We start from the raw sequence: 12,936 nt of genomic DNA on the forward strand, positions 1-12,936 counted from the left end.
TGGGAACGATCGGTCTCGATTAGACGCGGGAAGCGAACAGGGCCTGGTGGTTGCGGCATTGTTCTGCGGTCAGCATGAACACGCCATGCCCGCCGCGCTGGAAGTCCAGCCAGGCGAAATCGACTTCCGGGTACAACGCGTCCACGTGCACCTGGCTGTTGCCTACTTCAACGATCAGCAAGCCCTTCTCGGTCAGGTGATCCGCCGCTTCAGCCAGCATCCGCCGAACCAGATTCAAACCATCATCGCCGCACGCCAGACCCAGTTCAGGCTCATGCTGATATTCATCCGGCATGTCGGCGAAATCTTCCGCATCGACATAAGGCGGGTTCGACACGATCAGGTCGAAACGCTGACCCGGCAAACCATCAAAACCATCGCCCTGCACCGTGTACACGCGCTCGTCCACGCCGTGGCGCTCGATGTTCTGATTGGCCACTTCCAGCGCTTCGAACGACAGATCCGCCAACACCACTTCGGCGTTCTGGAACTCGTAGGCGCAGGCAATGCCGATGCAACCGGAGCCAGTGCACAGGTCGAGAATGCGCGCAGGCTCGGTGCCGATCCACGGCGCGAAGCGGTTTTCGATCAGCTCGCCAATCGGCGAACGCGGAATCAACACACGCTCGTCGACAATGAACGACATGCCGCAGAACCACGCTTCGCCCAACAGGTACGCGGTCGGAATGCGTTCTTCGATGCGGCGCTTGAGCAGGCGTTGCAGGTTGACCAGTTCGTCGTCTTCCAGCGCGCAATCAAGGTAGCTGTCGGCGATTTCCCACGGCAGGTGCAAGGCACCGAGCACTAACTGGCGGGCTTCGTCCCACGCATTGTCGGTGCCATGGCCGAAAAACAGATCCTCCCCATGGAAGCGGCTGACGGCCCAACGGATGTGGTCGCGCAGGGTACGAAGTCGGGAAGTGATCACGGGGCAGAACTCCAGAAAAAACGACTGGCGATTCTACCAGCCAAAACGCGTAACGACGACGCAGGAAAAACTTCGAGCGACGGTAGGAGTTTTCTTTTTTTTGCATCAGCCATTGAACAGAACGTGTAACGTGACGGGGCTGCAGGCCACAATCGACGGTGCCTACGATGGTAGCGATTCACAGAATCGCTCAGCCAGAGGACAATGCCGCAAAAGCCCCACCCCAAGGAGCCCCAGAATGTCCGTTCCAAAAACGATGTTTCAACTCAGCGGCCGCGGTTACGCAGCGGCCACTCTGAGCCATGCCACCGTGGTCATCATCGATGCCCAGAAGGAATACCTCAGTGGCCCGCTGGCCCTGAGCGGCATGGACGCGGCCGTCGCGAACATCAAACAAGTGGTTGCCGCAGCCCGTGCAGCCGGTCGGCCGATCGTGCACGTGCGTCACCTCGGCACCGTTGGTGGTCTGTTCGACCCGCAAGGCGAGCGCGGTGAGTTCATCCCGGGCCTCGAACCGCAGGGCGACGAAACCATCATCGGCAAACTGCTGCCGAGCGCGTTCCACGGCACCGAGTTGCTCGATCGTCTGCAAAACCTTGGTTCGCTGGATCTGATCGTTTGCGGTTTCATGAGCCACTCCAGCGTAAGCACCACGGTGCGCGCCGCGAAGAACCTGGGTTTCCGCTGCACTTTGGTTGAAGATGCCTGCGCCACCCGTGACCTGCCGTTCAAGGGCCGTGTGCTCAGCGCTGAACTTGTACAAGAAGCCGAAATGGCGATCATGGCCGACAACTTCGCCACCCTCGCCTTGACTCAGGATCTGATCTGATTCGAGCTCAGATGAGCGGCGCGCATGGCCGCTCATCCGCAAAACCCTCTCATTTGCCGCAATTGCCTTAGCCTCAGGAACAACATCGTCAACTCCCGGTCGAAGGGCCGATACCATTGAGGAAGGTCGGAATGAAGTTATCCGATGGATTTGACGCTCGCCGCTTGCGGCCCAAAGGCCAAAGTAACTGGCGTTTTCGATTCGGCGCTGCGATCGCTGCCATTCTGGCGACGTTCGGGGTGCTGCTGGCGATGGCCGGTGCCGCCAGCCTGCTGGGGCGCCCGCCGGCGCTCGGTGATTTGAATGCCACGCCGATGGGTTCGGCAATCATTCTGGCGGTCGGTTTGCTGTTTCTGTATTTCGGTGTCGCCCTGTGGCGCCGCTGCCGCCGTCGCGCACGGCAATCGCGGGAACTGAACATGTCCCCGCACCTGATGAAAAAACACGATTGAACAATGGCCTGGCTTTTTGCCGGGCCGTTTTGTTTCGACTTGGGTAAACTGGCCGCCCTTCGCGGAGGCTGACATGCAAGACGACGATTTTTCCCTGTTCAAAAACGAGCTGCGCGGCGTCAAGCCGATCAAGCACGACCGCGCCGACACCGGCAAGCCCAAGACTGATCGCGCGCAAATCGCCAAGCTGCGCCAGTCCGCCACCGTGCGCACCGACGCCACCACCGTTGATGGTCTGTCCGACCAGTTCGTGATCGATGTCGGCCCGGAAGACGAGCTGATGTGGTCGCGCGACGGCGTGCAGGAAAGCCAGATGCGCAAGCTCAAGGTCGGTCAGATTCCGTTCGAAGGCAGCCTCGATCTGCATGGCATGAGCGTCGAAAAGGCTCGCGAAACCCTTTGGGCTTTTCTTGCCGAAGCGACCAAATTTGAAATCCGCTGCGTGCGTGTCACCCATGGCAAAGCCGTGCGACTGGACGGCAAGCGACCGATGATCAAAAGCCACGTCAACACCTGGCTGCGTCAGCATGCACAGGTGCTCGGGTTCTGCTCGTGTCAGGCCAAGCATGGCGGCGCCGGTGCGGTGTACGTGATGCTCAAACGCACGATGATGGAAGGTCGCGACGAGTAACGCGAACCGCGCATCACGCCGTTCATTGATAGGCAATGTTGACCAGCACCGAAGCCTCGACCGTTCCCGAGGTGATCGGCGCAGCGCTTTGTACATACTCGACGGCCAAAGGCAGGTTAATGACCTGGCTCGCGCCGGGCTCGGAATCGAGGGTCAAATGCGTTCCGCCGACCGAGAACAATTCATTCGGCGTCATTTCGATGGGTACGCCATCGGATAGTAACTGCACGCCAATGCCCTTCGCTGTTGAACCGGTGTTCAGCGTAACGACAGACCCGGTGGTACCCGGTGTGGAACCATCCGTGAGTGCCACAACCGCATGGGCATTTGGATCGCATTGGAAGCCCAGGTTGAAGGCCGTACGTCGCGCAACACTGCCTACACCATTGAAACTGGTGCGCGAAACGGCAGGCAATATGACGGATGTATTAGAAACCACTGGAACGCAGGTACTGGTCACTCGCGTGATATTGGCACCGTAGGAAATATAACTACTGGTCTCATTGTTGTTTGCCCACTCCGCATGCTGACAACCCACGGAGAAGTTTGGCGTCATTGTAGTGCCTTCAGCTACTACAGGCTTTATTTTGATCAAACGGTAACGAAGCGTTACTGCTTGTAAGCCGTCGACAGGTGTATCCGGACTGATGATAAATACTGCAGTGGCGCCTTGATAGAGTATGGGCACTGGTGTGCCATCGCTTCCTAAAAATTGGAAGCCGATTCCATCGTTCAAACCGGCATAGGTATAGGTATTGGCGAACTGAGTAGCGGTTAGCGAAAAGCCTCTGCCCGCCAACGACCAGCCACCACCACCTTCACAGCCAGTGTCGGCATCTGATTTACTGCTGCATTGAATATGCAACGAAGTAGAGTTATCAGACCCGGGAATGACTGATCCGATGGGCAGAGCGCTCCAGCTTTTTGCCTGAAACCCCAGTCTTGTTGGAAGCTCCGCCGTAGAACAGTTGTCATGTGGCTGATCCCATGCATTGGCAGAAACCGAAAATAGCGACATCAAACAAGAAAAAATCCATGCGATTAAATGTTGATTATTTTTTCTATCCAGCATGATTAAGGGCTCTCTGATAATTCGAATGGAAGAGCAACTTCAGCCAACGACTCAGCCATGAACACACGTGGCGTCGACCTGCTGATACAACTGATCCTCTGCCCCGGTTGCCGGGTCAAAACGCAACAGGCATGACTGCCCTGAATCCTCTCCCCAGACCGCTTTCAAACCTTGGTGCTCACCGCGCACGAAGATCAAACCGCCCTGCCCGACCAACGCAATCTGTTTACCGTCCGCGTCCACTACCTGCGCCCCGAAAGGCACGTCCGCGTTATTGTCCAGTTGCAGCAACAGCGGTTTGCCGATGATCGTCGGGTAATCCAGCCGCACGATCGCACCCCGGCGCGGCGCGACTTGTTGCTGGGTGTTCTCCAGTTCAACGTCAACGGGCAAGCCTTTCGGGTTGATTCCGACATTGTTGTTGCGATACGGCACCAGCCCTGCTGTCAGTGCCTGGCCATCGTCATCGAGCGCGTTGCCCTGACCGTTGGCCACACTCGCCCCGCCGGCGCCTCTGGCTTCAATCAATGCCATGGTCTCGCCCTGTTCGGGACTGAAAACGATGCCGCCGGAGTGGGCAACAACGGTACCGCTGGCCGAACCGGTGTATTGGGTAAAGTCTTCGCCGCGACTGACGCTCGCCCCGACCTGCGCTATCGAGGAGCGGTACTGCACGTTGCCGCCGTAACTGTGCGTGGCATCGTCATCGCTGCTGGAGCGACTGGCGTACACGCCATAGTTGGCTTGATTGCGCTCGCCGGCCGTGCCAGTGACGTTGGTACGCACCGTGCTGTTGTTGTCGCCGTCATAAGAGGCGGTTGTGCTCAAGGTCGGACGTCGTGAGCCGGAACCCAGCGGAACACTCAAGCTGAGCAGATAGGTGTCGTTGCTTTCGTCGTCCTGGAACTCGCGACCGGCCGACACACTCAGGCTGCCCCAGTTGAAACTCTTGCTGTAGCCCACCTGATACGTGGTGGAGTCGGCGCGGCCATCCCAATAACTGCTCGACACACCGTTCACATAGAAGTCACCCACTTCGCCCATCGGCTGGCTGACGCTGACCTGGAAACGGTTGCGCTCGAGATAGGCCTGGGTTGGATCGCCTTCGTGCAAGTGAGCAAACGTGCTGAGCCCCAGATACCCCTCACTGGAAAATCGGTAGGCAGCCAAGGCGAAATTGGTGCGGGTTTCATCGATCAGTTTGCTGTAACTGATGCGGTAACTGCGCCCGCTCGAATCACCGGAGCCTTCATCGGTGGTAATTTGCGGCAAACCTGAGGCCCTCGAGAACGAGGCATCAAACGCGATCGCACCAATCGGCGTACCGACTGCGGCACCGGTGATCAGCGAGCCGTAGTCTTCGGCCAGAATTCCGCCGCCGTACAAGGTCAGCAGGTTGGATATGCCTCGGCGGTAGGTGCCTTGGGTGAAACGCAACTGGTCGTCGAGGTTGTCATCGCGATAACGCCCGACGGTCAGGCTGAAACGCGATGCGCCGGGACGCAGCATTTGCACCACAGAGGCAAACGCAACCGTGAAGGATTTCTGCCGGCCATCGGCCTCGGTGACGGTTACGTCGAGATCACCGGCATACCCGGTGGCGTACAAATCGTCAATGACGAAGGCGCCGGGAGCCACGGTGACTTCGTGGATGATCCGCCCGGCCTGGCGAATGGTGACTTTGGCGTTGGTGTCGGCGATACCACGGACAATGGGTGCGAACCCGCGTTCGCTTTCCGGCAGCATGCTGTCGTCGCTGGCCAGTTGCACACCGGTGAAAGGCACACTGTCGAAGCTGTCGCCGGGGGTGAAATATTCGCCCAAAGTGAACTGCGCTTTCATCGACGAGACATCGTGCTGTGCATAGCTGTTGGTGGCGCTGTACGTGCTGCCGGCATCGTCGTCGTAGTTGAAATTGCCGTTATGGCGCAATCGCCAGTCGGCAATGTTGAAACCGCTGTTCACACCGAGACTGAAACTGCTGCTGTCGTCGCCGACGCTGTTCTGGTTTTCGAAGGCGTTGGCGTTGTAAGTGACAAAACCGGCGGTGACGCCCGAATCCCATTCCGAAGGATCGACGTAACCGCGCCTCACTCGCCCGGCGTAGGCCTGCGGGATACTCAGATCGCCTTGCAGACTGGCCATGTCCATACGAAAGGAAGCACCGGGAATCAGCGCCTGTACTTCTACGCAATCGCTGGCGAGGGTCTTGGCGACCTGCTCCTGATCCGGCAGTTTGTTCACTCTCACGCCCCAACGCTCGACGTCAGCAGCGCGAAAGCAAAAGCGTGATGCATTCTTCCCGGCGGCGACCACGCGCACGGTCTGACTCATTTGATCTTTGCCATTGACCGTCACCTGCAGTCGATATTCACCGGCGGGCACCATGCCGGCCCGGGCGTAGCGCGACAGATCGAGGTTCTGGCCAAAGCCTTGCAAAAACGTACTGTCAAAGGTGACGTCAGCCGGCTCGGTGCCTGCGAAAACCGCGCCACTTGCGCCGCCTATCAACAACGTCAACGCTTGTAGAACAGCCGTCTGCAAACGCTTCTTGCGCACAGCAAAATGCTTCCCGACTGCCGAATGCAGTCGATACAAATCAGTCATGGCGAACTCAATGCTTTTCGATCAAGTCAGCGTTCAGGCAGATCCGTTTTGCCGGCGCTCACGTGATGTAGAAAATTTTCCTCGATAACCGCGCACAGCGGTCACTGGCCGAGGCTGTACCGTTGGGCGTTGGCATTGCCGTAGTCACTGATCCATCGACTGTCGACTTCGCCACTCGCCACGTTTGAGCTCAGGCCCTTCAAGGGGAAATCAAAGGTGCCACTCGGTCCGACCATGCCGCCGTCGGTATTGGCGTAACGCTGGCCGCCGGCGTTGAGCGCCACTTCACTGAAGCTGATGTTGTAACGAGCCTTGTTGTGCGCGCGCAGCACGTAACCTTGCGCCGCGTGCACCACTTCCCAAGTCACTTGCTCGGCGGCTTTTTCCGGACTGCCCGGTAAGTCCGAAGGTCGCAGGAATAATTTCAGGCGTGAGCGAAAGGCGATCTGCATGACGTTTTGCCCTGGCGCACTCGCCGATTTTGGCGGCACTTCGAGCACATTGAGCCAATACACCGACTCACGATCCGTGGGTACATCACCGCCGATGTAAGCAATGCGCAATGTCTGGCCCTTGCCCGGCTCAATACGCATGAGCGGCGGCACGATCACAAAGGGCAGCTTTTGCGCGCCCGGAGTCGACGCGGGATCGCCCTTATCCAGCCAGGTTTGCACCAGCGCTGGCTGGCTGCCGCTGTTGGTCAGGCCAACAGTGATTTCACGCTCTGCCGTCGGGTAGACAAAACGGGTGCCGGCGACCTGTACACTTGCCAGCGCGACATTCGATCCCAGTAGCGCACTGAGCAAAAGGCCTTTGAGCAGGTGTGTCAGAGTGGTCTTCATGGTTTTTTCCACAGGCACCGGGCAGGCAGTTGCGCGGATAACCGCGGCTGGCTGCCCACGTGTCTTTACTGGTAGTCCAGGGTGTAAACCAACTGGGTATCGACCTGGCCCGCTGTCGCAATGCCCGTTGCCACGTAACGCGCGGCATAGTTGAGATCAGCCACACCGGCACCGCCCTGATCCACGAACGGCACGTAGCTGTTGCCGGTGTTATCGCGCAGGTCGATGGGGGTTGCCGCGCCATCAAGCACTTGCACCTGGACGTTTGTGGCAGCACTCACCGAGGCGGTGTTTTGCAGATAGCCAGTGGCCGGATCCACGTTCAGTGGCGCAAATGCGGCGCGAACGCTGCCAGTGGTAGGGCAACCACTGAGTTGCATGGTGAAACCTTTGGCACCGGCGGTGTCGCCCGGAGTCGCGAGAGCGCTTTTGGAAACCGCCGGCAAGGTGATTCTGGAGTCGCCGGTGCCACCGTCCACGGCGATCAAGCAGGAAGCATCCGTTACCTGACCTTGAATGGTGATGGTGCCGTCCGCCGCAGAGGCGCCCGACGCGGCTAAAAGACCAGCACCAGCCAGCAAACCGACCATGTAGATTTTCGCGCTCATTGCAGTGTTTTTCATTGGGTTGAATTCCTGTCAGTCAGTCCCCTCTGCCGTCAAAACTTGCTAGCGGCAGACATCTCGATGTTTTCGAGGGGAGAAACTTTGCCGAGGAACGCCCAAGAACACTGTAGGAAATTTCCTATTCCCAGAAAGAAAATGTGGAATTGATAAAACTTCCAGCATGCGCATACGCGGCCAGAATTGGCCCTTCGCGCCCACCGGCCATACAACTGCCGACACACTTACGCTACCATGTGCGCCATGGCGGGTATGAACCCTGCGTTTATTGTCATTCAGCCTGAAACAGCTGCTTGGCACACAATTGGTACAGACACAAAACAGTACCCCTCTGAAACCCTTATGGAATCAGCCTCTGTGACACTGGAACAGAACTACACCGCGATTCTCGGCCAACTGGGCGAGGACGTCTCCCGCGAGGGCCTGCTCGACACGCCGAAGCGTGCCGCCAAAGCCATGCAGTACCTCTGCCGCGGTTATGAACAAACGCTTGAAGAGGTCACCAATGGTGCCCTGTTCAGCTCCGACAACAGCGAAATGGTGCTGGTCAAGGACATCGAGCTGTACTCGTTGTGCGAACACCACATGCTGCCGTTCATCGGCAAGGCGCACGTTGCGTACATCCCGAGCGGCAAAGTGCTGGGCCTGTCGAAGGTCGCGCGCATCGTCGACATGTACGCGCGTCGTCTGCAGATTCAGGAAAACCTCAGCCGCCAGATCGCCGACGCCATCATGCAAGTGACCGGCGCACTGGGCGTTGCCGTAGTGATCGAGGCCAAGCACATGTGCATGATGATGCGCGGTGTCGAGAAGCAGAATTCGTCGATGATCACTTCGGTGATGCTCGGTGAGTTCCGTGAGAACGCTGCCACCCGCAGCGAGTTTCTCAGCCTGATCAAGTAATTCGCAGCACGAAAAAAACCGGCATTCATCGCCGGTTTTTTTTCGCCCGTGAAAAATCGGGTAAGCTGCGCGCCTTTCTCAATCTGCACCGTGAGGCTTTCAACGTGTTCGTCAAAGCGCTTCGTGTCGGCCTCGGCCAACTGGTTATCTTCATCGACTTCCTCACCCGTCCGGGCAAGAAAAAGCGCCCCGCCGCTGCTCAGGCTCAAGTGGACGCTGCGGCGAAAGATCTGACCCTGTATCAGTTTCACGCCTGCCCGTTCTGCGTGAAAACCCGCCGTACGTTGCGTCGCCTGAATGTGCCGGTGGCGTTGAAGGATGCGAAGAACAATGAGCAGGATCGCCAGGCGCTGTTGGAACAGGGCGGCCGGATCAAGGTGCCTTGCCTGCGCATTGAAGAGAATGGGCAGACGACGTGGATGTATGAGTCGAAGGTGATTATTGATTATCTGGATAAGCGATTTGCTGCGGTCTGATATTTCTATGTTGGGCTGATGACCCTATCGCGAGCAGGCTCACTCCTACAGGGGAACGCATTCCAATTGTAGGAGTGAGCCTGCTCGCGAAGAGGCCCTCTCAGCCACCACAAACCCCAGACAAAAATAAACCGGCCCTTGAGCCGGTTTATTTGTTTTTATCACGCCGCTTTATTTATCTGGGCCTGCCGAACCACCGCAGCCAGCCGCTTCAACCCTTCATCCAGCCGCGCCGGATCAATATGGCTGAAATTCAAACGCAAGTGCCCATGATGATTATCCGGCTCCGGGAAGAACGGCTCGCCCGGCATAAACGCCACATCATTGGCCAACGCCTCATTCAATAGCGTTCGCGTATCCAGCGGTTGCTTCAACGTCAGCCAGAAAAACAGCCCGCCCTGTGGCATGTTCCAATCTGCCAAATCGGCAAAGTGCGTTTCCAGTGCCGATTGGAACGCATCGCGTCGCTGGCGATAGAACCCACGCAACTCACTCAAATGCTGCTGATATTTCTCTGTGCCGATCCATTGCAGCGCCTGCCATTGGCCGATGCGGTTGGTGTGCAGATCCGCCGATTGCTTGAGTTTAAGCAGGTGCGGAAACAGATCCGGGCTGGCGATCAAGTAGCCAACGCGCAAACCCGGCAGCAGGGTTTTCGACACGGTGCCGGTGTAGATCCAGCTGGATTTCTGCAAGCGTCCGGCAATCGGTTTGGCGCTGCCGCCGTCGAAGGTCAGTTCGCGGTAGGGCTCGTCTTCGATCAAGGTCACGCCGAATTCATCAAGCAATGCGGCGACTGCTGCGCGTTTGGCTTCGCTGTAGCGCACGGCTGATGGATTCTGAAAAGTCGGGATCAGGTAGATGAACGCCGGACGATGCTGCTCCAGTCGATTGCGCAATTGCACCAGGTTCGGGCCGTCGGACTCTTGCGGCACGGTCAGGCAATCGGCGCCGAACAACTGGAAGATTTGCAGTGCGGCCAGATAGGTCGGCGCTTCGAGCAGAATTTCCGTGCCTTTGTCGATGTACAGCTTGGCCGCCAGATCGAGGGTTTGCTGGGAGCCGCTGACCACCAATACCTGACTCGCCTCGCATTCTAGACCGAGCGCCCTCGCCTCGGCTGCCAGTGCTTCGCGTAATGCCGGTTCGCCTTCGCTCATGCCGTATTGGCCGAGCGCCAGCGGCATGTCCGCCCATTCGACTTTCGGCAGCATGGCTTCGGCGGGCAAACCTCCAGCAAACGACATCACTTCCGGGCGCTGGGCGGCGGCGAGAATTTCACGGATCAAAGAACTTTTAAGGCGCGAGACACGTTCGGAAAAAGCCATGGAGGTCACCGGTAGCGAGGGTGGTTTAAAATGAGTCAAACTGGTTGACTGAAATTACGACAGCTTGAGCGAGTACGTCAACATGCTTGACCTTAAAAACCCAACGAGCCAGCAGCAGGCGATGGAAGCGTTTTTCTTCGGCTATCAGGCGTTCACTGCCAAGGCTGACGAAATGCTCGAGCGCCGCGGGTTGTCGCGGGTGCATCAGCGCATCGTGTTTTTCATCGCGCGTTATCCGAATCTGAGCGTGAAGGAATTGCTTGGCTTGCTCGGCGTGAGCAAGCAGGCGCTGAACATGCCGTTGCGGCAGTTGCAGGAAATGCACCTGGTCGACAGCGTGGCGTCGGAGGCGGACAAGCGTAAACGGCTGCTGGAATTGACGACGGAAGGCGCGAAGTTTGAGCAGGCGTTGCGGCGTGAGCAGGTGAAGTTGCTGGAGCGGGTGTTTGCCGAGGCTGGGGAGGCGGCGGTGAATGGGTGGTTGGCGGTGAATCTGGCGCTGGGGAACAGTCAGACAGTTCTCGATTGAATGGGCCGGCCTCTTCGCGGGCAAGCTTTGCTCCTACGGTTTGAGTTGCCTTGTAGGAGCAAAGCTTGCTCGCGAAGGGGCCCTCAAAGGCGATATATCCCTATCAATGGAACTTTCGTAAACAAAACCAAAAACAATATTTGCTTTATTTGTACACAAAAGCATAATCCACAGCGTGCGAGTTCCTGACCGCATGGTCAACAAATTCGCAAGTGCCTCAAAGGGCCGCTGCCACCCCTCATGGGTCCGGCCCTGGAAATAACAATAAAACTCTTGAGGAGTACTCGCTGTGGAAAGCCGCAAATCCGAAGCATCGACGCTGGATCTCTCGCCGCCATTACGCACTGGCCTGCTGGAGCGCTTGTTCAAACTCAGCTTGCATGGCACCACGGTGAAGACCGAGCTGATTGCCGGTCTGACAACCTTCATCACCATGGCCTACATCATCTTCGTCAACCCGAACATCATGGCCGATGCCGGGATTGACCACGGTGCGGCGTTCGTCGCCACCTGTATCGCCGCCGCGCTGGGCTGCCTGTTGATGGGCCTGTACGCCAACTGGCCAGTCGGCCTGGCGCCGGGCATGGGCCTCAACGCGTTCTTCACGTACACCGTGGTCGGCACCATGGGCTACAACTGGGAAACCGCGCTGGGTGCGGTGTTTGTTTCCGGCGTGTTGTTCATGATCCTGACCTTCTCGCGGATCCGTGAGTGGCTGCTCAACAGTATTCCGGTCAGCCTGCGCTTTGCGATGGGTGCCGGTGTCGGTCTGTTCCTCGGTCTGATCGGCCTGAAAACCGCTGGCATTGTCGTCGACAGCCCGGCGACCCTGATCAAGCTCGGTTCCCTGCGTGAACCTGGCCCGCTGCTCGCCGCCATCTGCTTCCTGATGATTGCGATCCTCAGCTACCACAAAATCTTCGGCGCGATCCTCATCAGCATCATCACCGTGACCCTCGCCGGTTGGGGTCTGGGCATCGTGCATTACGAAGGGATCATGTCGACGCCGCCAAGCCTGGCGCCGACCTTTATGGCGATGAACGTGGCCGGCGTGTTTAACGTCAGCATGATCAGCGTGGTGTTGGCCTTCCTCTTTGTACACATGTTCGACACCGCCGGTACGCTGATGGGCGTTGCTCAGCGCGCCAATCTGGTCGGCGCTGACGGTCGCATCGAAAACCTCTCCCGCGCGATGAAAGCCGACAGTGCTTCCAGCGTATTCGGTGCGGTGGTCGGTGTTCCTCCAGTAACAAGCTACGTAGAAAGTGCTGCCGGTGTGGCCGCTGGTGGTCGGACTGGTCTTACCGCAGTGACCGTAGGTGTGCTATTTATAGCGGCAATGTTTTTCGCACCGCTGGCCGGCATGATTCCCGCTTACGCCACCGCCGGTGCATTGATCTACGTAGCAATGCTGATGATGGGCGGCATGGCCCACATCGAGTGGGACGAAGCCACCGATGCCATCCCGGCAATCGTCACCGCCATCATGATGCCGCTAACCTTCTCGGTCGCCGACGGTATCGCACTGGGCTTCATCACCTACGTGGCGCTGAAGGCCGGTACCGGCAAGTACAAGGAAATCTCCGTGAGCCTGTGGGTGCTCTGCGCGATCTTCATCGCCAAGTTCATCTTCCTGTAAGCGCTACGCGGTTCAGGCTTCAAAACGGCCTCACCCTCACGGGTGGGGCTTTTGTGCATTTTTCAGTACAACAAAAA

The 12,936-nt window shown here is 58.0% G+C and carries 13 protein-coding genes; 7 read left to right on the forward strand and 6 right to left on the reverse strand.

Features of this window, described 5'->3' with window-relative positions:
• Positions 1-19: 19 nt before the first annotated feature.
• Complete coding sequence (prmB, locus tag ACP3TY_RS16530) at positions 20-928, reverse strand: 50S ribosomal protein L3 N(5)-glutamine methyltransferase (protein WP_053118677.1); 909 nt, start codon at positions 926-928, stop codon at positions 20-22.
• Positions 929-1,166: 238 nt separating this feature from the next.
• Between prmB and ACP3TY_RS16535 the strand changes: the two genes are divergently transcribed.
• The 3 genes from ACP3TY_RS16535 to ACP3TY_RS16545 all read left to right on the forward strand — a co-directional run bounded on the left by ACP3TY_RS16535 (position 1,167) and on the right by ACP3TY_RS16545 (position 2,840).
• The gene (locus tag ACP3TY_RS16535) at positions 1,167-1,757 is read left to right on the forward strand and encodes a cysteine hydrolase family protein (RefSeq protein ID WP_053118675.1); all 591 of its coding nucleotides are present in this window, start codon (positions 1,167-1,169) and stop codon (positions 1,755-1,757) included.
• A gap of 131 nt (positions 1,758-1,888) precedes the next feature.
• Complete coding sequence (locus ACP3TY_RS16540; RefSeq protein WP_007914024.1) at positions 1,889-2,209, forward strand: hypothetical protein; 321 nt, start codon at positions 1,889-1,891, stop codon at positions 2,207-2,209.
• 73 nt (positions 2,210-2,282) lie between these two features.
• The gene (locus tag ACP3TY_RS16545; protein ID WP_159815712.1) at positions 2,283-2,840 is read left to right on the forward strand and encodes a Smr/MutS family protein; all 558 of its coding nucleotides are present in this window, start codon (positions 2,283-2,285) and stop codon (positions 2,838-2,840) included.
• Positions 2,841-2,862: 22 nt separating this feature from the next.
• Here the strand turns inward: ACP3TY_RS16545 and ACP3TY_RS16550 are convergent, their stop codons facing one another.
• From ACP3TY_RS16550 to ACP3TY_RS16565, 4 genes are all read right to left on the reverse strand, one after another.
• Complete coding sequence (locus tag ACP3TY_RS16550; RefSeq protein WP_426618008.1) at positions 2,863-3,912, reverse strand: fimbrial protein; 1,050 nt, start codon at positions 3,910-3,912, stop codon at positions 2,863-2,865.
• Positions 3,913-3,963: 51 nt separating this feature from the next.
• A complete protein-coding gene (locus ACP3TY_RS16555) occupies positions 3,964-6,519 on the reverse strand; it encodes a fimbria/pilus outer membrane usher protein (RefSeq protein ID WP_426618009.1) in 2,556 nt (851 codons plus the stop codon).
• 101 nt (positions 6,520-6,620) lie between these two features.
• Positions 6,621-7,361 carry a fimbria/pilus periplasmic chaperone gene (locus tag ACP3TY_RS16560; protein ID WP_426618010.1) on the reverse strand — a complete coding sequence of 247 codons (741 nt, stop codon included), beginning with the start codon at positions 7,359-7,361 and terminating at the stop codon, positions 6,621-6,623.
• Positions 7,362-7,426: 65 nt separating this feature from the next.
• On the reverse strand, positions 7,427-7,984 hold the full coding sequence (locus ACP3TY_RS16565) for a fimbrial protein (protein ID WP_426618011.1): 558 nt from the start codon (positions 7,982-7,984) through the stop codon (positions 7,427-7,429).
• A 357-nt stretch (positions 7,985-8,341) separates the two neighbouring features.
• On the opposite strand from ACP3TY_RS16565, the gene folE reads away from it, so the two are divergent.
• On the forward strand, positions 8,342-8,887 hold the full coding sequence (folE, locus tag ACP3TY_RS16570; RefSeq protein WP_053118666.1) for a GTP cyclohydrolase I FolE: 546 nt from the start codon (positions 8,342-8,344) through the stop codon (positions 8,885-8,887).
• A 104-nt stretch (positions 8,888-8,991) separates the two neighbouring features.
• Positions 8,992-9,363, forward strand: coding sequence for a glutaredoxin family protein (locus ACP3TY_RS16575; RefSeq protein WP_159815716.1), 372 nt, complete (start codon positions 8,992-8,994; stop codon positions 9,361-9,363).
• Positions 9,364-9,524: 161 nt separating this feature from the next.
• On the opposite strand, the gene ACP3TY_RS16580 is transcribed toward ACP3TY_RS16575, so the two are convergent.
• Positions 9,525-10,691 carry a PLP-dependent aminotransferase family protein gene (locus ACP3TY_RS16580; protein WP_426618012.1) on the reverse strand — a complete coding sequence of 389 codons (1,167 nt, stop codon included), beginning with the start codon at positions 10,689-10,691 and terminating at the stop codon, positions 9,525-9,527.
• 82 nt (positions 10,692-10,773) lie between these two features.
• Between ACP3TY_RS16580 and ACP3TY_RS16585 the strand changes: the two genes are divergently transcribed.
• Positions 10,774-11,220: a MarR family winged helix-turn-helix transcriptional regulator gene (locus ACP3TY_RS16585; RefSeq protein ID WP_159815646.1), complete on the forward strand. Its 447-nt coding sequence runs from the start codon at positions 10,774-10,776 to the stop codon at positions 11,218-11,220.
• A 289-nt stretch (positions 11,221-11,509) separates the two neighbouring features.
• A complete protein-coding gene (locus ACP3TY_RS16590) occupies positions 11,510-12,859 on the forward strand; it encodes an NCS2 family permease (RefSeq protein ID WP_159815647.1) in 1,350 nt (449 codons plus the stop codon).
• Positions 12,860-12,936: the final 77 nt, after the last annotated feature.

It is taken from the genome of Pseudomonas rustica, assembly GCF_049959085.1.
GTDB classification, from domain to species: Bacteria; Pseudomonadota; Gammaproteobacteria; order Pseudomonadales; family Pseudomonadaceae; genus Aquipseudomonas; species Aquipseudomonas rustica.